Origin of the sequence: Arthrobacter sp. YAF17, assembly GCF_052113365.1 — a bacterium.
Taxonomy (GTDB): Bacteria; Actinomycetota; Actinomycetes; order Actinomycetales; family Micrococcaceae; genus Arthrobacter.
The window spans coordinates 1-19,731 of the sequence record NZ_JBFRDB010000024.1; the positions used below are offsets into that span (position 1 = coordinate 1).

Annotated in this window: 12 protein-coding genes; 2 read left to right on the plus strand and 10 right to left on the minus strand. The window is 70.3% G+C overall.

Annotated features, from left to right (window positions below; all coding sequences use genetic code 11):
* Positions 1-290 precede the first annotated feature (290 nt).
* Positions 291-1,292: a DNA topoisomerase IB gene (locus AB4Y67_RS16585; protein ID WP_441406856.1), complete on the plus strand. Its 1,002-nt coding sequence runs from the start codon at positions 291-293 to the stop codon at positions 1,290-1,292.
* Positions 1,293-1,310: 18 nt separating this feature from the next.
* Here AB4Y67_RS16585 and AB4Y67_RS16590 read toward each other — a convergent pair whose 3' ends face one another.
* Positions 1,311-2,210 (minus strand): DUF1206 domain-containing protein, encoded by a 900-nt coding sequence (locus tag AB4Y67_RS16590; RefSeq protein ID WP_441406857.1) that lies wholly within the window; start codon positions 2,208-2,210, stop codon positions 1,311-1,313.
* A gap of 137 nt (positions 2,211-2,347) precedes the next feature.
* On the opposite strand from AB4Y67_RS16590, the gene AB4Y67_RS16595 reads away from it, so the two are divergent.
* Positions 2,348-2,884 (plus strand): hypothetical protein, encoded by a 537-nt coding sequence (locus AB4Y67_RS16595; RefSeq protein ID WP_441406858.1) that lies wholly within the window; start codon positions 2,348-2,350, stop codon positions 2,882-2,884.
* 16 nt (positions 2,885-2,900) lie between these two features.
* Here AB4Y67_RS16595 and AB4Y67_RS16600 read toward each other — a convergent pair whose 3' ends face one another.
* From AB4Y67_RS16600 to AB4Y67_RS16640, 9 genes are all read right to left on the minus strand, one after another.
* Positions 2,901-3,476 (minus strand): hypothetical protein, encoded by a 576-nt coding sequence (locus AB4Y67_RS16600; protein WP_441406859.1) that lies wholly within the window; start codon positions 3,474-3,476, stop codon positions 2,901-2,903.
* 148 nt (positions 3,477-3,624) lie between these two features.
* Positions 3,625-4,305, minus strand: a complete 681-nt coding sequence (locus tag AB4Y67_RS16605; protein ID WP_441406860.1) for a FadR/GntR family transcriptional regulator — start codon at positions 4,303-4,305, stop codon at positions 3,625-3,627.
* Positions 4,302-5,621 carry an MFS transporter gene (locus tag AB4Y67_RS16610; protein ID WP_441406861.1) on the minus strand — a complete coding sequence of 440 codons (1,320 nt, stop codon included), beginning with the start codon at positions 5,619-5,621 and terminating at the stop codon, positions 4,302-4,304. Before AB4Y67_RS16610 ends, AB4Y67_RS16605 begins: the two co-directional genes overlap by 4 nt.
* 31 nt (positions 5,622-5,652) lie before the next feature.
* Positions 5,653-6,432, minus strand: a complete 780-nt coding sequence (locus AB4Y67_RS16615; protein WP_441406862.1) for a 4'-phosphopantetheinyl transferase family protein — start codon at positions 6,430-6,432, stop codon at positions 5,653-5,655.
* Between the two features lie 41 nt (positions 6,433-6,473).
* On the minus strand, positions 6,474-7,274 hold the full coding sequence (locus tag AB4Y67_RS16620; RefSeq protein WP_441406863.1) for an ABC transporter permease: 801 nt from the start codon (positions 7,272-7,274) through the stop codon (positions 6,474-6,476).
* Positions 7,271-8,269, minus strand: a complete 999-nt coding sequence (locus AB4Y67_RS16625) for an ATP-binding cassette domain-containing protein (protein ID WP_441406864.1) — start codon at positions 8,267-8,269, stop codon at positions 7,271-7,273. Before AB4Y67_RS16625 ends, AB4Y67_RS16620 begins: the two co-directional genes overlap by 4 nt.
* A complete protein-coding gene (locus AB4Y67_RS16630) occupies positions 8,266-8,478 on the minus strand; it encodes an MbtH family protein (RefSeq protein WP_441406865.1) in 213 nt (70 codons plus the stop codon). The genes AB4Y67_RS16625 and AB4Y67_RS16630 overlap by 4 nt, the downstream gene beginning before the upstream one ends.
* Positions 8,479-8,542: 64 nt before the next feature.
* Positions 8,543-19,282, minus strand: a complete 10,740-nt coding sequence (locus AB4Y67_RS16635; RefSeq protein ID WP_441406866.1) for an amino acid adenylation domain-containing protein — start codon at positions 19,280-19,282, stop codon at positions 8,543-8,545.
* Between the two features lie 135 nt (positions 19,283-19,417).
* Positions 19,418-19,690, minus strand: a complete 273-nt coding sequence (locus AB4Y67_RS16640; RefSeq protein WP_441406867.1) for a hypothetical protein — start codon at positions 19,688-19,690, stop codon at positions 19,418-19,420.
* Positions 19,691-19,731: the final 41 nt, after the last annotated feature.

Genomic DNA, 19,731 nt, shown 5'->3' on the forward strand with positions numbered 1-19,731 from the left:
CACCGCCGAGGACCTCGAGATCATCGCCGACAAACTCAACAACCGGCCCCGTCCCACGCTCAACCTCGAGACCCCCAAACAACGCATGCGCCAACTCATTGCCACCGCGGCCTAAACCCAGTTGTTGCAACGACCAATTGACTTTGAGAGGGGGTTTTGGGCCGTAGGTGACCCCGCGTTGCTGTGTTTTGTGCGCGATTCGGGGCAGTAGTCAGTAGGCTTACCGTCATGGACACGACCAGCCGGGCCACAAACCCCGCACCGCCGTCTCACGGGCCAGGAAGCCTCGGATGAGACTCCGCCACAGCAACGCGTCCGGCCGCGGCTACCGCCGGGTCGCGGCCGGGACCGGCTTCAGCTACAAGGACCTGGACGGCTCCACCCTGGCGCCCGGGCCGGTGCGGGAGCGGCTCGAAAGCATCGGCATCCCGCCGGCATGGACGGATGTCTGGATTGCGCCCTACGACAACGGGCACATCCAGGCCACCGGGCTCGACGCCGTCGGCCGGCGCCAGTACATCTACCACCCGGGCTGGCGCGAGAAAAAGGACCGGCTGAAGTTCAACCGCTCACTCCAGCTCGCGGAAACCCTGCCGTCCGCGCGCAGGCTCGTCACCATGGACCTGCGCTCCGAGGGCCTCACCCGGGAGCGGGTGCTGGCCGCCGCCTTCAGGATGCTGGACAGCGGCTCGCTGCGCGTCGGCTCCGAGCGCTACACGAACGAAAACGGCAGCCACGGCCTCGCCACGCTGCTCTGCGCCCACGTCCGTGTGCGCAAGGACGAGCTCCGGCTCAGCTTCCCCGCCAAGAGCGGCAAGACCTGGGAGTCGCGGATCGACGACGCCGACCTTGCCGCCGTCGTCCGCCTGCTCAAGCGCCGCTGCGGCAACGCCCGCCTGCTGGCCTACAAGGACGGACGGAGCTGGCACCCGGTGTCCAGCCAGGACATCAACCAGTACGTCAAGGATCGCACCGGTCAGGACTTCACGGCCAAGGACTTCCGGACCCTGCGGGGGACGGTGGCCGCGGCGGCCAGCCTGGCGCAGACCGGACCGCAGCCCAAGGTTTCAGCCCGGAAGAGGGCGGTGAACCGCGCAATGCTGGACGCGTCCGAGATCCTCGGCAACACGCCGTCGATCGCCCGGAAGAGCTATGTGGATCCCCGGCTCGTGGACCACTTTGCCGCGGGCGAGACCATCGACCCGAAGCGGCTGGACTCCGCCGAATCCGAGGTCCGGGCCCTGCTTTATCAGGAGGGCGACGTGGTCCCGCTGCGGCAGGCGGCGGGTTAGGCGCCAGCCCGGAGCCGGTTACATCCGCCCGAAGCGTGCCCGGAGCAGCGCGAACGCCCCGTAGGCGATGAAGCCGACTCCGATCGCCAGGAGCAGGGCGGGCCCGAAGGGGTGGTCCTGCAGGGCCTTGAGGCTGCCGTCCAGTCCGGTGGACGACGCGGGATCGTTGGTGGCCGCGGCGATCACGAACAGGAGTCCCGTCAGGATCAGCGCCAGTCCTTTGGCGATGTGTCCGGCCACGCCCAGGCTGCTGATGAGGTGGCCCCGGCGGGTCCCCTCAAAATGGGCCAGCTCCTCCTTGAACTTTTTTCCCGCGCCCTTGACGATGAAGTACACGCCGATCCCGATGATGGTCAGGCCCAGGGCGACCAGCGCCGGCACTCCGTAGGGGCTGTGCACCAGAACGGTGCTGAAGTCCCGCGTGGAGTCGCCGGAATCTCCCCGGTTCCCCAGTGCGAACCCCGCGAAGCTCAGCCCCACACTCCCGTACGCGATGCTGAGGAAGCCGGAAGACACGAGTTTGCCGAGGCGCTCCCCGCGGGGAAGGTGCCTGGCGCGGAGCGTCGCCTCGCTCAACTGCCACAGCGAGAGCCCGGTGCAGGCAATGAACCCCGCCCACATGACCGCCGGGCCCCACGGGTTGGCCGCGAGCTGTTCGATGGCTCCGGTGGGCTCGGCCTGGCCCGGTGCGCCGAAGACCAGCGCCACCGCAATCGCGCCGATCACGACGTGCAGCAGGGCCATGACGGCAAAACCGGAACGGGCGACGACGTCGAGCGCCGCGCTGTCCGACGCGGCCTCAGCGGCGTCGGCGGCGCCGCCAACGGCCGCACCGAGGGACTCGCCGGTGGCCTCCTCGGTGTCGTCGCCGGCGGTTTCGCCGGACGAGGGCTGGCCGTTCGGCCCCGGTGATTCCATGGTCTCGAGTCTACGCAGGGGTGACTCCCCGCCTCGGAGTATCAAGTTGTTCATAAGTGTGCTTACTATAACCGGGTCACCGCCGTTCGCGGCAGTCGGCATTTCCGGATTCGAACTCAGACGATAGGAAGCTCAACATGGCAGGTAATCTCGTTGCCCGATCCATTCACGACCTGACGGCGGGCGCCTGGTTCGGCGGCTCGCTGATGGGAGCCATTGGGCTGAACGGGGCGGCCGCGGAAGCCAAGGATCCGGCCGAACGCACCCGGCTGTCGAGCATGGGCTGGAAGATGTGGGCACCGGTCCAGACGTCGGCCTTCGGTGCGCACTTCCTCTCCGGCCTCGCAATCATGTGGGAGAACAAGGGCCGGATGGCCAAGCAGGACGGCGTCGCCCGCCTCACGGTCGTGAAGTCCGCCGTCACCCTTGCCGGTGCCGCCGTGAGCCTGTACGCCGGGCTTCAGGGTGCCAAAGTGGACAAGCTGGCCGGCGAAGGTGCTGACGGAGCCACCGAGCCCAAGCCTGGCGCCTCCGCGGAACTCCGCTCCGCGCAGCAGCAGTTGAAGATCCTGCAGTGGGCCATCCCGGTCTTCGCCGGCCTGGTGATCGTCCTCGGCGCCAAGCACGGCGAAATGCAGCGTCCCAAGAACGTCTTCAAGGGCCTCACGCGCTAGCTGCTGGAACGGGCCATCAAAATTCGGCATTGACGAACCCGATGATGATGGCCGCCCACCAGCTCACTTGGGAGATGGCCAGGCAAGTCAGCATGTGTATCCGGTGGCCCACCGTGAGTCCCGCGAACGACGTCGTCGGCGGCATCACCACGAGCCGGCGCATGAGGGGCAGCAGCATGATGCCGTTGAGGATCAGCACAAGGACGGCCACGAGCTTGACCACCGTCAGGGGATTGCCCAGATCCGGGTTCAGGAACGCCCCGGTGGTGAGCATCGCCGCAATGCCAATCCAGATCAGCGGGGTGGCGGCACCGTCCAGCCGGATTGTCTCGGAAAGTTCACGGCGGCCCAGCAGCCACAGGAAGCCGTGCCAGTCCACGAGCATGATCGCGCCGAACGCCAGGACCATGGCCAGGATGTGCACGATCAGCGCAAACGTGTGGACCGGTCCCTCGACGCGCAGGGTGGTTGCCAGCAGGAGCGCCAGGGACCAGGCAACCACGGCGCTGACACTCAGGACGGCCACCAGCCGCCGCGATGAGTCATGGACGGCCGGTTGTTCCGAGCTCGTGCCTGCTGTGCTTTGACTCAAGGCATACCTCCAGTGGCTTGAAGGACAGAATCCGCGAATCCACGCCGGCGGAGTCCGGCGGACGCCGCGGAAGCTGAGCATCATCCCGAAGCCTTGGGAAAAGCCTGTGAACCGGCTGGCGAGGCCCTGCTCCCATGGGCAGGGGGCCTTACTGCTGGATCCACTCCGCGCAGGAGTTCAGGTTCCGGTTCACGCTGTCGACGGCGGCCGTTTCGTCATGCGCGGTGATGGCGTCCACGAGCTCGTCGTGGCCTTCGTACGGGAGGCCGTTGAAGCCGGCGCGGCCCTGCTGTCGGAGGAGGTCGGCGTGGAAGACGGCGCCGAAGCTGACGTACAGCTCGTGGAGCAGCGGATTGCCCGACGCCTGCGCCACCAGCACGTGGAAGTCCCAGTCGGCCCGCGCCCAGCCGGCGTAGTCCCCGGCCAGCCACGCGGCACGGCGCGCCTCCAGCAGCGCGCGCATCGCGGCGACGTCGTCGGCAGTGGCGTGGCGGGCGGCGAGCCGGGCCGCCTGGGTGTCCAGGCCGACGCGGACCTCCAGGATGTGGACCTGCGAGTGGTCCCGGTACATGCGCTGGGCGGCTCCGGCGATTTCGCTGGTGGCGCGGACGTAGGTGCCGTCCCCGCGCCGGACCTCCAGCATGCCGCTGTGGGCCAGGGCTTTGACCGCCTCGCGCAGGGTGCCGCGCGAGACTCCGAGGGCAGCCATAAGTTCAGGTTCGGCGGGGATCCGCTGCTGCAGCGGCCACTTGCCCGAATGGATCAGCTCCCGCAGCTTCGCGGTGACCTCCTCCACGAGCGGCGGCCGGTGGGACGTGGTGAGTGTCATGACTGTCCCTCTTCCGTGGATGTGCCGGCGAACGCAGCGGCTGCCTGCGGTTCCGGCGGGTGCGGTTCCGGCGGGTGCGGTTCCGCCCGCTGGGGAGCCTTGGGCCGGGCGGTGAGCAGGTGCCCGACGGCGATCTGGCCCAGGGCCACCGCCAGCAGCAGGATCACAGGCAGCGTCCAGGAGTTGGTGGCGCTGTGCAGCAGCCCCATGCCGAAGGGGCCGAGCGTCGCCAGCAGGTAGCCCGCGGACTGCGCGACCGTGGACAGGGCGGTGGTTTCGGCGGTAGTGCGGCCGCTGCGGCTGATCATGACCATCACGAGCGGGAAGATGCCGAGCCCGAAACCGAGGAGCACCGCCGTCAACGGGGCCCAGGAGACGGGCAGGACCAGCAGGGCCAGGACGCCCGCGGCCATCGTGACAGTGGCCAGGTAGAAGGCCGTGCGCTGCATCCGGGGGCGTGAGCCGATGGCGACCAGCACCATGCCGGCCGGGACGGAGACCAGCTGCATCAGGCCGAACATCAGCCCGCCCTCGGCGGCGGTCAGGCCCAGCGTGACCAGCATGTAGGGGAACCAGCTGAGCACGGCATAGGCCAGCAGCGCCTGGACGGTGAAGCCGAGGGTAATCAACATACCGGTGCGGGTCCGCAGCAGGGGCCAGGGGGATACCCGCCCGGCCTTCACGGCGGGCGCGTTGCGGTGGGCGTGCAGGGCGATCGGCAGGAAGCCGAGGCACGCGCCCAGCGCCAGGAAACCGATCGCTCCGACCCCGGCGGAGGGCGAGCCGAGCTGCTGCGCCACGGGGACGATCAGCACGGCGACCACGGTCGCGCCCGTCGTCATGGTCACCGTGTACAGGGCGGTCATCAGCGACGTCCGGTGCGCGAAATGCACCCGGATGAAGGACGGCATCGCCACGTTGCAGATCGCCAGCCCGGACATCCCGACGACGGTGCCCGCCAGCAGCATGCCGGTGGACGGGATGCCGCGGACCAGCAGCCCTGCCGCCAGCAGCACAAGCGAGAGCAGGATGGCCTTCTCCAGCCCCAGAATCCGGGTGAGCCACGAGGTGGCGGCGCCGGCCACGGCGAAGCACAGCGTGGGGATCGACGGGATGATGGCGGCGATCAGCGGCCCGTAACCCAGGACCTGCTGCAGGTCGTGCAGGAGAGCGGCGGCGCCGGTAATGCCGGCGCGCAGGTTGAGGCCGATCAGCACGATCGCAACGACGCCGGCGATGATCACTCCGCGCGGCGCGCGCACGGCGGCGGAAGTTGCTGTCTCGGGAAGCGCGGACACCGCGATGCTGCTAGCCATACCTAAAGGTTAGACGTTTGACGTTTGCGCGCTAGTGTTTAGTGGCGAATATCTCGGCAAGTGACACGGCCCGCGCGGGAAAGCCGGCGGAGGCGGCGACGGCGGCGGCGTAGCCGTCGGGTGCCGGGACCGGAGTGACGACGAGGCCGTGGACCGCGGCATTGCCCGCGCATTCCGCCAGGAGGGTGCCGGCCACCGGGCCCGCGGAGCCCGTCATGCCCGCAGTCCCTGCGGAACGCGCCGGGACCAGCCGCACGCTGGAGGGATCCACGGCCAGGCCGACGCCTGCGGCTTTCAGTGCGGCTTCCTTCGCCACCCACCATCGGATCCGCCCGGCGTCCGTCAGGTTAGGGCCGGCCAGTCCTTGACCGTCCTGCCCCGGGCGTTCCTCCGGCGCGAGGGTAAAGTCGTCGAACCCGGCGAACACCTGGGCGGGAACCTTTTCGATGTCCGCGCCAAGGCTGGTTCCCGCCGGAGCAACGGCCGCCATGACGACTCCGTGGCTGCGGGACATGCTCAATGCGACGCCCCCGATCGAGGGTTTGCCGTGGTCCGTGCTGCCGCAGCCTGCGCACAGCCGCCGGATGTCCAGCCCGGCGGCATCGGCGGGCGACATCCCCAGCCGCCGCGCTGCCAGCAGCCGGAACAGGGCATGGGACGCGGGATAGTCCAGCCGGTCCGCAGGGCGCCTGAACCGGAGTGACGCGTCGCGTTCCCGCGGCGACAGGAACGCCCCCAGGCCGCCGAACAGCCCGCCGTACCCTCCCGGGCCGGCCGCGGCCGCGGCGTTCCGGACGGCGGCGGACGGCACGGCGACATACTCAATGCCGGAGTCAGGGCGGCCCGGCGCCGTCACCGTTTGCTGATCCGGCGGTACTGCGCGATCGCCAGCGGGGCAAAGACGGCGATGATGCCGACGCTGCACAGGACCGAGTAGAGGACGGCGTTTTCCGCGGGCCAGCCGCCCGGTACACCGAAGCCGGCCGGGGCCGCGTTGCCGAAGAGTTCGCGGGCGGCGGTGGCGACGGCGGTGACGGGATTCCATTCCGCAATCACGCTGAGCGGTCCGGGGAGGGAGCTGACGGACACGAAGGCGCCGGAGACGAAGGTGACGGGGAACAGCCACACCAGGCCCAGGCTCTGCGCGACTTCAACACTCCTGGCCGTCAGGGCAATGACGGCCCCGATCCAGGAGACCGCGAAGGCAAACAGCAGCAGCAGGGCCAGCGCGGCCAGGGCGGAGACCGGACCGGTGGTGATCCGCCAGCCGATGGCCAGTCCGCACAGCAGTGTCACGGCGACGGACAGCACACTCGTGGACAAGTCCGAGGAGGTGCGGCCCAGGATGACGGCCACGCGGGACATCGGCAGCGACCGGAATCGGTCGATCAGCCCGAGCTGGAGGTCCTTGGCCAGGTAGACGGCCGTGAATGAGGCGTTGAACGTCAGGGTCTGCGCCAGGATGCCGCCGATCAGGTAGCTGCGGTACTGGTCGCCGCCGAGCGTGCCGCCGAAGACGAAGCCCAGCAGCAGCACGAACATCACCGGCTGCACGATGCCGGTGACCAGCGCGCCGGGAGTGCGCAGGACATTGATGAGGTTGCGCCGGGCAATGACGGAGCTGTCCCGGGCGGCCGCGGAGATGGCGCTCATGCGGGCACCTCGACTTTCTCCGGAGCCTGGACATCCGGTGTTTCAGCCTCCGGTGCGGTCGCCGCGGCGTGGCCCGTGAGCCGCAGGAACACGTCGTCCAGCGTGGGGCGGCGCAGCGAGGCCTCGTCCACCGGCAGGGCACGCGCGTCCAGTTCGGACAGGACCCGGACCAGCAGCCGGTGGCCTTCCGGGGCGGCGATGGACACACGCAGGTTAGGCGGATCCTGTTCGGCCCGGGAACCCGGACCTGCGGCCCGCTCCAGCACGCCGGCGGCCGCGGTGAGGTCCGCGGCGTCGCGCATGACGACGTCGATCCGTTCCGTACCGGCGCTTTGTTTCAGTTCCGTCGCGGTCCCCTCGGCAATGACGCGGCCGTGGTTGATGACGGCGATGTGGTCCGCCAGCCGGTCGGCCTCCTCGAGGTACTGGGTGGTCAGGAGGACTGTGGTGCCGTCCGCTACGAGGCTGGAAACCACGTCCCAGGTGTCGAGCCGGCCGCGTGGGTCAAGCCCGGTGGTGGGCTCGTCCAGGACCACCACCTTGGGCCGGGCCACGATGGCCCCGGCGAGGTCCAGACGCCGGCGCATGCCGCCGGAAAAGGTTCCGGAGCGTTTGCCGGCGACGTCGGTGAGGCGGAAGCTCTCGAGCAGTTCGTTAGCCCGGGCCGCGGCGGTCCGCCGGTTCATGCCGTACAGCCGGCCCACCATGTGCAGGTTTTCGAACGCCGTGAGCTTCTCATCCACGGCGGCGTACTGCCCGGACAAGCCCAGGTTCCGCCGCACCCGGTCCGGATCGCTCAGGACGGAGTGGCCGGCGATCCGGGCGTCACCGCTGTCCGGGGACAACAGGGTGGTGAGCACTTTGACGGTGGTGGTCTTTCCGGAACCGTTCGGTCCCAGCAGGCCCAGGACGGTCCCTTCGCCTGCGTGCAGGGAGAGCCCGTCCAGGGCCTTGAACGTGCCGAAACTCTTGCTGACGTTCTCGACCCGGATCACTGCGAAGCGGCGAGTTCGGCGACCTTGCGCGGAGCCATGTCCGTCCACGTCCGGGACACGTAGTCGAGGCAGGCGTCACGGGTGTCCGGGCCGAACATCGTCACCCAGCCCTGTGGCACAGCCGCGAAGGCGGGCCAGAGGGAGTGCTGCTGATACTCGTTCACGAGCACGGAGAACGTTGCGGACTTGTCATCGAATGGATTCGTCACGTTGACCTTTCCTGTCGGTTCTGGCGTTCGGAAAGCCCCTCTTGGAAATCAGAGGCATCACTGGTTATTCGTCTCCGCCGCCCAGTTGGATGGCCAGCGCAGGCATAATTGCGCTGAGAGCCCGGTCACTTAACATCTGGGAGTGCCGGTCCTCCACGGGAATGTCGGTGATGGCCCCGGTGATGAACGGCTGCCACGCATCGCTGCCGGGAGTGCCGGCGGGCACCTCCCGGGTGGCCCGGAAGAACAGCAGCCCGCCGTCGAACACCTGCGGCTGCTCGTCGCGGATCAGCCGGGCCAGTTCGGGGAAGTTCCCCACCATGGCGTTGACGGAGTCCAGCGGAACGGTGCCCAGCGGGTTGTGGTGTTCGCGCAGGATTTCCTGGGCGCGCTGCCCGTCCAGTCCGTCTTTGTCCTCGTCAGGCAGCTCGTAGCCCTGGGCGTCGAGATAACTGGCCCACAGCCCCGGGCCGGTCCCGACGTCGGCGTTGTCCTCCTGGTTGCCGGGGAAGGCATCGAAGATGGCCAGGAACGCCACTTCCTCGCCGAGTTCCTGCAACCGGGTGGCCAGCCGGTGGACCAGGTGACCGCCGAAGGACCAGCCCATCAGGTGGTACGGGCCCTCCGGCTGCACGGAACGAAGCTGGGCAATGTAGTCATCCGCCAGTTCGGTCAGGGTTGTGGCCCCGACCGGGTGGGTCCGGCCCGGTTCCATCCCGGGCATCTGCAGCCCGATCAGGGGCCGTTCCGGATCCAGCTTGCCCAGCATGGAGGCGTAGCCCCAGCTGATGCCGGAGGCCGGGTGCACGGCGAAGATCGGTTGTTTGGTTCCCGTGGCCCGCAGCGGCAGCAACTGCCGCAGGCTGTCCGCGGCGCTTTCGTTCGCGCCCTTGGCAGCCTCGCGGAGCAGGGACTCGACGGTGGGCGCCCGGAACAGCGACTGGACCGTCAGGTCCGTGCCCAGAGCCGCGTTGACCTTGGCGATCAGCGGCTGGGCCAGGAACGAGTGCCCGCCGAGCTCAAAGAACGATTCGTCCACGCCGGCCCGGTCCAGGGACAGCACCTCGGCGAAGATCCCGGCGACTGCCTTTTCCAGGGGCGTCCGCGGGCCCCGCCCGGCGCGGCGGGCCGTGCTGCCGGGATCCGGCAGCGCAGCCGCGTCCACCTTGCCGTGCGGTGTCAGAGGCACCTCGGCGATGACGACGACGGCGGCCGGCACCATGTAGTCCGGCAGCAGCCCGCGGACGTGGCTGCGGACGGCGTCGGACAGGGTTCCGGCGCCGGTTTCGTCTTCGCGTCCGGCTCCGGGGTCCGACGCCCCGCCGGTTGCGGCCGGTACGACGTAACCGATCAGGCGGGTGCCGCCGTCGTTCCCGACAGGGCGCACCACGGCGGCGCGGACGCCGGGGGCGCTGCGCAGGGCCTGCTCCACCTCGCCGGGCTCCACCCGGAAGCCGCGGATCTTCAGCTGGTCGTCGTTGCGGCCGGCGAAAACCAGCCGGCCGTCGGCGTGCCGGTGGACCACATCGCCGGTGCGGTACATCCGTTCGCCGCCGCCGGCGAAGGGATCCGCGATGAACCGCTCGGCCGTCAGCTCCGGCCGGCTGCGGTAGCCGCGGGCCAGCTGCCGGCCGGCGACGTAAAGTTCGCCGGCCGCGCCGGGCAGCGAGTGCTGGAGCCTGCTGTCTAGGACATAGAGCCGGGTGCCCGCGGTGGGTGTTCCCAGCACGGGTTCGCCGGTATCGCGGACGCGGGCCAGTACGGTGTCCACGGTGGCCTCGGTGGGTCCGTAGAGGTTCCAGGCCTGGACGCCGGAGTGCGCCGAGACCGTGTCCCAGAGCCCGGCGTCGAACGCTTCCCCGCCGAGGGCCAGGCTGAAGCGTCCGGCCTGGCCGCCGTCGGCGGCGTGTGCGTCGAGCAGCCCGGTGAACCCGGGCTCGGTCAGGAGCTGCCGCAGGTAGCCGGGGGTGGTTTCCCAGCTGCTGATGCCGTGTTCCGTGAAGTAGGCGGCGAGCTGCCGGGAGTCGCGGCGGGTCTCATCGCCGATCAGGTGCAGCTCGTGGCCCGCCACCATCCAGAGGATCGGGTCCCAGGAGGCATCGAAGCCGACGCCCGTCGTGTGGGCGACCCGGCGGTGTCCGACGCCGGCCAGCAGGGTCTCGCGGTGCGAGCCGAGCAGCGCGGCAAGGGCACCGTGGCTGACCTCGACGCCCTTGGGCCGGCCGGTGGAGCCCGATGTGAACATGACGTAGGCCAGCTCGCGCGGGTCCGGCGCGGTGACGGCTGTCAGGCCGGCGGCCGCAGCGTCCCCGTCCCGTTCCTGATTCGTTGCCCGGCCGTCTTCTGCCGGTACCGCAAGGTCTTCCAGGACCAGTACGCGGGGCCGGACCGTCAGCTCCGTGAGGAGCCGGTCCAACCGGGCGGCCACGGCACGGCTGGTAAGGATCACAGCCGGGGCGGCGTCCTCGATGATGGCCGAGGCCCGCTCGTCCGGGTATTCGGTATCGATCGGGTTGTAGACGCCGCCTGCGGCGAGCACGCCGAACATGCTCTCCACCGTTCCCAGGGAACGGGGAAGCAGGACGGACACCACATCGCCGCGGCTGACTCCCGCCCCGGCCAGGGCGGCTGCGATCCGGGACGCCGACGCGGCGAGCCCGGCAAAGCTCAGGGTCCCGTCCTCCGCGACCAGCGCGGTGCCGTCAGGGGTGGCGCGGACCGTGGCGGCGAGGGCGGCCAAGATGCCGGGCTCCGCGTCTGCCGCTGCCGCACGGGCCGTTGCGTCCGAGCGGGGTCCGGCGGTGGCTGCCATCAGCGTGCGGGCCTCCTGTTCCCCGAGCAGGGGGAGCAGGGAAACCGGGGTGTCGGGGGCAGCAGCGGCGAGTTCAAGGAACCGGCCGAAGCTGTCCGCGAGCCGCCGGGCGGTTGCCTCCTCGAACATCGCCGAGTTGTAGTCGACTGTGCCGGCCAGCCCGCCGCCGCCGTCGCTTTCGCCGCTGCCGCCGTCGGGACGGAAGGTGAAGGAGAGGTCGAATTTGGCCTCGCCCGACCCCGTCTCCGGCTCGGGCTCCACCCGGACGCCGGGGAGTTGCGGGACAGCAGGCGCGTCGCTATCCACAGTGAGCATGGTCTGGAACAGCGGGTGCCGGCCCAGTTCACGGTCGGGGTTCACGGCTTCGACCAGCCGCTCGAAGGGCACGTCGTCATGGTCAAAGGCCGCCAGGATGCTCTCCCGGGAGCGGCCGAGCATGGTCCGCAGGCTGGGGTCGCCGGCGGCGTGCACGCGCAGGGGCAGTGTGTTCACAAAGAAGCCGACCAGTTCGCGCAGCGCCGGGTCGGTCCGTCCGGCGGTCGGGGAGCCGATGACCAGGTCGTCGCCGGCGCCGCTGCGGTGCAGGAAAGCGGCCAGGGCCGCGTGGAGTGCCATGAACAAGCTCGCGTTCGACGCGGAGGCCAGGCCGTTGAGCGCCGTGACGCTGGCGGGATCCAGCCGGAAGGCCAGCTGCCGTCCGGGCTGGCGTGATTCGCGGGGCCGGCGGTGATCCGCCGGCAGCATGAGCTCGGCGGGGATGCCGGACAGCGTGCTGCGCCAGTGCTCCAGCTTGGCGCTGAGCGCCGTCCCGTCGAGCTGCTGCCGCTGCCAGTTGGCATAGTCGGCGTACTGCAGAGGCAGCGGCGCCGGACCGGCAGCCGGGTTCTGGCCAACGTCCTGGCCGACCTCCGTGCCGACAGCGGCCGCGTAGGCGGCGGACAGGTCCCGCGCCAGCGGGGCGAGGGAAGCGCCGTCGCTCGCGATGTGGTGCATCACAAGGTGCAGGACCCACTCCGGCGCGTCCCCGGAAGCGACCGGGATCAGCCTCGCCCGCAGCGGCAGCTCGGAACGGAGATCGAAGCCGCGTTCGGCGTCGTCCCGCAGCAGCGCGGGAATCCCGGCCGGGGCCGCGGCGGCGCTGACAACCAGGCGCATGCCGGCGCCGTGGGCGGTGTCGGCCGGCTCCAGGACCAGCTGTTCCGGCACTCCGGCGGTCTCGGGGTAGATGGTCCGGAGGACTTCGTGGCGCTGGAACAGGGCGGCGACGGCGGCGGCCAGCGCCTGCTCGTCCAGCCCGCCGGTGAGGCGCACGGCGAGGGAGATGTTGTATTCGGCCGAGCCCGGGTCCAGCTGGTTGAGGAACCACATCCGGGACTGGGCGAAGGAGAGGGCCAGACGGGCGGGCCGGACGGAATCGGCGCCGGCCAGCCAGTCCGTGAGGGCGGCCGGCTCTGCGGCGGGGTCCCGCTGCGCAGCGTCCGGGTCGGTTGCCGGCGCCGCCGCGGAAGCCGTGGAACCGGCGTTGCCCGTCTGCCGGTGCACCGCTGCGAGCAGCCCCGCGGGTGTGGGCTCGTCGAAGAGCCTGCGCAGCGGCAGTTCGGTGCCGAAGGCTTCGCGGATGCCGCCCATCATCGATACCGCGAGCAGGGAATGCCCGCCCAGGACAAAGAAGTCATCGCCCATCGCGACCTCGTCCACGCCCAGGACGGTGGCGAAGATCCCGCACATGGTGCGCTCGTCCGCGGTCGCCGGGGCGGCACCGGTGCCGGCGCCGGCGGACGGCGCCGGAAGGGCCTTCCGGTCCAGCTTGCCGTGGGGCGTCAGGGGGATGGCGGGCAGCTGCATCAGAATGGCCGGGACCATGTAGTCGGGCAGCCTGGCGGCGGCCAGGGCACGCAGCTCCTCGGTCCCGGCGGCGCCCGTGTAGTAGGCCACCACGCGGTGGGCCGGGTCGCCGTCGGCCACGGCCACGGCACGGTCAACCTGCGGATGTGAGGACAGCGCGGCCTCGATCTCGCCGAGTTCGATCCGGAAGCCGCGGACCTTGACCTGCTCGTCCGTGCGGGAGAGGAACTCGAGCGAGCCGTCAGGTGTCCGGCGGACCAGGTCTCCGGTGCGGTACATCCGGCTGCCGTCGGCGGCGAAGGGGTTGGCCACGAAACGGGAGGACGTCTCGGCGGGGCGCCGGTCGTAGCCGCGCGCCATTCCGGGTCCGGCAAGGTACAGCTCGCCCGGGACGCCGGCCGGCGCCAGCGCCAGGTACTGGTCCAGGACGAAGGTGTCCGTGTTGGCGATGCCGCGGCCGATGGCCGGTGAACCGCCGCTGATCTTCGCGGTCACCGAGTCCACAGTGAATTCGGTGGGGCCGTAGAAGTTGTGCGCCGAGACCTCCGGCGCTTCAGCCAGCTGCGTCCACAGCCCGGCGGTCACGGCCTCGCCGCCGAGGGCCAGCAGCAGCGGCTGTTCCCGTGACGCGTCGAGCAGGCCGCTCTGCAGCAGCTGGCCGGCGTAGGACGGCGTCGTTTCCAGCACATCGATGCGGTGGCTCCGGCAGTAACCGGCGAGCGACTCGGCGTCTCCGCGGACCTCGTCGGCCACCATGTGGAGTTCCGCTCCGGCGACAAGCCACAGAATCGGGTCCCAGGCGGCGTCGAAGCCGAGGCCGGCGATGTGCGCCACGGAGACTGCTCCGTCCGGTCCGGCGGCCTCGAAGCGCGGGGCGTACAGCGTGCGTTGGTGGTGCCGGTAGAGGTTGGCGAGGGCGCCGTGCGGCACGGCCACCCCTTTGGGGCGTCCGGTGGACCCGGAGGTGTAGAGCACGTAGGCCAGGTCGCCCGCGGCCGGGCGGCGCTGTGCCAGGGCCGCGTCGGAGATGCCGGCACCCGCGGCCAGCAGGGTGCTGATGTCCAGCGTCCGCGGACCTTCGGAGCCGTGATCATCCGCCGCCGGTGCACCGGAGATCACGACGGCGGGAGCGCCGTCCTCGAGGATGACCCGGATCCGCTCCTCCGGGTAGGAGAGGTCCACGGGGATGTAGACCGCGCCCGCGGCCAGCACCGCCAGGGCGGCTGCGACGACGTCGGCCGTGCGCGGCAGGGCCACGGCGACCCGGTCGCCCGGTTCCACTCCGGAGGCCACCAGGCCCTTGGCGAGGGCCTGGACCCGGCCATGGAGCGAGCCGAAGCTGGCGCCGGCGTCGGGCCCCGAGTCGTCGATGAGCGCTGACGCGTCAGGAATCCGTGCCACGGTGGCCAGGAAGGCGTCGACGACGGTTTCCGGCCCGTCCCCGTCCGTCGCGGGGTCCCCGGCGTGAACGCTTTGCGCCAGGGCGAGCCGGTGCTGCTCCGGTGACTGGATCCGGAGCCGGTCCAGGGTGATCCCGGGATCCGCGGCGAACTGATCCGCCACGGCCAGGAAGCCGGCAACGAGCTGTTCGACGGTGGCCCGGGTGAACACGTCAGGGTTGTAGGCCAGCGAGCCGCGGATGCCGACGGCCGGTGCGGTGTCACCGTCGGCAGGGCCTTCGTCACCAGGGCCTTCTTCGACCAGGTCCAGCAGCAGGTCGAACTTGGCCCCGCCCGGTTCCTGGCTGAGGTCTGCGGTGGCCTCGAGACCGTCCATGGCGAGCCCGGCCGCGGCCGTGTTCTGCAGCGTGAGCATGACCTGGAAGAGCGGGTGGCGGTGCTGTGACCGGGCCGGATTGAGCTCCTCGACCACGCGCTCGAAGGGTGCGTCCTGGTTCGCGTAGGCGTGCAGGTTGGTGTACCTGACGCTCTCCACCAGCTCCGCCGCAGTGGGGTTGCCGGAGGTGTTGGTCCGGAGCACCAGGGTGTTGACGAAGAAGCCCACCAGCTCGTTGAGCTGGGTGTCCGTGCGGCCGGCCACCGGCGTGCCGAGGGGGATGTCCTCGCCCGCGCCGGACTTGGTGAGCAGCGCCGCGAGGGCGGCCTGCAGCACCATAAAGAGACTGGCGTTGTGTTCGCGTGCCAGCGCGTTGAGCCGGCCGCCGGTGTCCGGGCTGATGGTGAGGGGAACGGACGACGCCGGTTCGGCGGCGGCCTGCGCGCCGCGGATGAAGTCGAACGGCAGCCGCAGCTCCTCGGGGGCACCCCGCAGTTCGCGGGTCCAGAACTCGAGCTGGCGGGAAATGGCGCTCGCCGGATCTCCCTCGCTGCCCAGTTCTTTGCGCTGCCACAGCGTGTAGTCGGCGTACTGCACCGGAAGCGGGGCCAAGGGGGTGTCCGTGCCGCCCGCCAGGGCGTTGTAGTCGAGTGAGAGATCCCGTGCGAGCGGGGCGAGGGACCAGCCATCCGCGGCGATGTGGTGCAGCGTAATAGCCAGCACATGGTGGTCCGGGGCCAGCTGGAACAGGACGGCGCGCAGCGGCAGTTCGTGGGTGACGTCGAAGCCGCGCCGGGTTTCAGCCGCGAGGGCGCCGGGCAGCGCCTCGGCGGTGCACTGGACAGCCAGCAGGTCCACGGGGCGCCCGGACAGGATCCGCTGGGCGGGTTCGCCGTCGACCAGCGGGAAAACCGTCCGCAGGGATTCGTGGCGGTCCGCCACCTGATTGATCGCACCACGCAGCGCCGGGACGTCCAGGGTGCCCTTGAGCTCCAGCACCACGGGGATGTTGTAGGCGCCGGACCCTGGGTCGAAGCGGTTCAGGAACCAGAGCCGGCGCTGGGCGAAGGAAAGCGGAATGACGGACGGGCGTTCCACCGGGCCCAGCGGGTTCGCGTTGCCGGCTCCCAGCTCAAGCGTCTCAGCGAGTGCCGCCACGGTGGCCTGTTCAAACACGGTGCGCAGGGCCGGGGCGACGCCGGTCCGGTCCCGCAGCAGGGCCACGAGCCGGGTTGCCAGCAGGGAGTGTCCGCCGAGGTCGAAGAAGTCATCGTCCAGCCCCACGGCGTCGAGCCCGAGGACTTCCTTGAAGGCCTCGGCCACGATCCGTTCCCGCTCGTTGCGGGGCGCGGAGACGGCTGTTTCCTGCTCCGGTGCGGGAAGCGCGCGGGTATCCAGCTTGCCGTTTGCGGTCAGCGGGATGGCCGCGATCTGCTGCACGGCGGCGGGCACCATGTAATCGGGCAGCTGCCGGCGGAGGAGCTGGCGGAGCTCCGCCGTATCCAGGCCGGAGCCGTCCGGTTTGGCACCGTCCAGGCCGGAGCCCTCAGTCCCGGCAGCGGTCACGTAGCCGAGCAGCTGGTCGTAGCCGGCCCGGTTCTTCGTGACGGCGACGGCGGCGTGCTCCACGCCGTCGAGGCCGCGGAGGACCTCCTCGATTTCGGCGAGCTCGATCCGGAAGCCCCGGATCTTGACCTGGGCGTCCATCCGCCCGCGGAACTCGAGCGTCCCGTCAGCAAGGCGCCGGACGACGTCGCCCGTCCGGTACATGCGGGAGCCGTCCGGGACGAACGGGTCCGCGACGAACCGTTCGGAACTGAGCCCGGGCTGGTCCAGGTAACCGCGGGCCAGGTTAATGCCGGCGACGTACAGCTCGCCGATGGCGTTGACGGGGACCGGGTTCAGGCCGAAGTCCAGGATGTAGTGCCGGCTGTTGGCCACGGAGTCCCCGAGGGTCGGTTCGGTGCCTGGCTGCATCACTGCAGTGAGGGAATCGACCGTCGTCTCGGTAGGCCCGTAGAAGTTGTAGGCCACCAGCCCGTCCTTCTCCGCGAGGGCATTCCACAGCGGGGGATCCACGGCCTCGCCGCCGAGTGCCACCACCGACGGGTGGCTGTCCTGATCGAACAGGCCGCCGGCGAGGAGGACCTTGGCGAAAGACGGGGTGGTCTCGATTGAGTCGATGCCCGTGCCGGCCAGGTAGCTGCTCAGCGCTTCCGGGTCGCGGCGGGTCTGGTTGTCCACTAGGTGGAGTTCATGGCCGGCGATGAGCCAGAGGATAGGGTCCCAGGAGGCGTCGAAAGAGAGCCCGGCGGTGTGCGCGACCCGCAGCTTCCGCCCGAGCCGCTCTTCCGCGGGCAGGAAGATGCTGTCCCGGTGCGAGGTGTAGAGGTTCAGCAGGGCGAGGTGCTCGACGCCGACGCCTTTGGGCCGGCCGGTGGAGCCGGACGTGAAGATGACGTACGCGAGATCCTGTTGCCCGGCCGGGCATTCCAGCGCCGACCCGTCCTTGCCTTCGAGGCAGGACACCATCAGCGCTGCATCCAGCACGGTGACGGGGACGTCCGTGGCGAGATCGGCATGGCCCGAGTCCGCGCCGGTGAACGCGGCGGACGTCAGCAGGCGGACCGGGGCAGCGTCTTCGAGCATTCCCTCGACCCTGCCCGCGGGGTAGTCCGGGTCCAGCGGCAGGTACGCGGCCCCGGACTTCAGGACCGCCAGGAGCGCGACGGGCAGCAGGACGCTGCGGTCCAGCCGGACGGCAACGGTCTGCCCGGGGCCGGCCCCGTGGCTGCTCAGGAACCTGGCCAGCTGGTTCGACCGGGTTTCCAGCTCGCCGAAGGTGAGTTCGCCGTCGGGCGCGACGACGGCGGTCCGGGAACCGGACTCCCGGGCGCTCAGCCGGAATTCCTCAACGATGGTGTGCCGGGGGAGGGCCGTGTCGCCGGCGTCTCCGGCGGCCAGCAGGGAGCGTTCCTCGACCGCGGTGGTCACCGACAGGGAGGCCAGGAGGGCATCGGGCTGGGTGGCCACATCGGTAAGGAGCCGGACGAAACGGTCCAGGTGCTCCTCCAATTGGTGCTTGGTATAGAGGGCGGCGTTGGCTTCGAACTGGATTTTGGGTCCGGGTTTTGCCGGGTTTTTCCCAGCGCCGGCGGCCGGGTCGGCCGTGCCGGCGGCAGATCCGGCGTAGAGCCCGTGGACGATGATCGAGAGGTCGTCAATGGGGCCGGTGGACAGGATGTTCACCGTGCCCCGGGCCGCGCCGAAGCTGATGTCATCGAGGACGGGCAGGATATTGACCGAGGGGCCCCGGTAGCCGCTGTGGGCATTGAGGTCCTCGAAGCGGCCGCGCTGGTGGACCACGGCTCCGCGGAGGGTGGCGCCCGTGGCCGTGATGGTGTCGCGGACTGTCGCGCCGGGCTCGACGGCCATCCGGATCGGCACGATGTTGGAGAGCATCGACGGCGTGGACTTCGCCAGCTTGCCGCGGCGCGCGGTCACGGGCAGGGCTACGGAGACGTGGCGCTCGCCGGTGATCCGGTGCAGGTACAGGGCGGCGGTGGTGAGGACCAGGGCCGGCGCGGAGCCGGCGGCGGACTGAAGGGCGGCGGCGGCCGTGCCCGGGAGCGTCCTGGCGGCGCGGACCAGCGAACTGGCGGCGCCCGCGGGCCGGCCGGCAAGTCCTGCTGCGGCCGGGGCGTCCCGCAGCTGTGCTTCCCAATAGGCCCGGTCCGCGTCGGCGGTGTCGGACCCGGCGTATTCGTTCTCCGCGGCCAGGAGTTCGGCCAGGGAGCCGAAGGCCGGGGCGCTTCCGGGCTGGGTGTCTCCGGCGACAGCGCCGTGGGGTGCCGCGCTGTCCAGCGACCCCTGATAGAGCTCCGCCACGCGCTGAAGCACCAGCACGGCCGAGTAGCCGTCCATCATGAGGTGGTGGACCCGCTGGTAGAAGAAGTGCCGGTCGCCGGAGAGCCTGATGAGTTCGCTGTGGAGCAGTTCATCCGTGACAACGTCGCGGGCGAGGCCCAGGTCCGCGTCCATCAGCACCCGGGCTTCAGCCTCCGGGTCCTTGGCGCCGCTCAGGTCCGTGACCTCCAGCCCTGCCGGGTTGGGCCGGGGGATCTGGAACGGACCGGAATGGTCCTCGCCGAAGGCCATGTTGAGTGCGTCTGTCCCGGCCACGGCCTGCGCCACGGCGTCGGCAAGGATTGTTTCGTCGAGGGGGCCCTCGATCTCGAGGAATTGTCCGATCTGGTATATCGGGTTCTCCGGCGCCAGCTGCTGCGCATACCAGATGCCCCGCTGGGCGGGACTCAGGTCGAGCCGGCCGGCGGAGTTGTCGGGCTGGGMATTCAGGGGGTTCGGGGACATGTTCCTTCTCGGGTATCTCGAGGGGCAGTGTGGGCACGTTCAGGGGATACGTAAGGGACCCGCGCTGTGGGCGCAGACAGCATGATCCCCGGCGTGCCGGCCAGTGCGGCCGGGCTGCCGGGGATCAGGGGAGTGCTACTGGAACTGCCCGAACTGGAAGGGGCCGGTTCCTCCGGTGTTCACGAGGGGGCCGTCCACGAGGGGGCCGTTGACCAGCCCGCCGTTGATGAGCCCGCCGTCGATCAGCGGGCCAAAGGTGGCCTGGTTGTTGGATGCCGGGTCGCTGCTCACCGCGGTGGTGTCAGGGACGATGGCGGCCTGGGCCGGCATGGAGCTCACGGCGAGGGCAGAGAATGCCAGGGCTGATCCGGCAACGATCCGGGCGGTGGTCTTCAGGGTCTTAGTCACGTTTATCTCCAGTTAGGTAGCCGTACAGTTTCCACGCACCA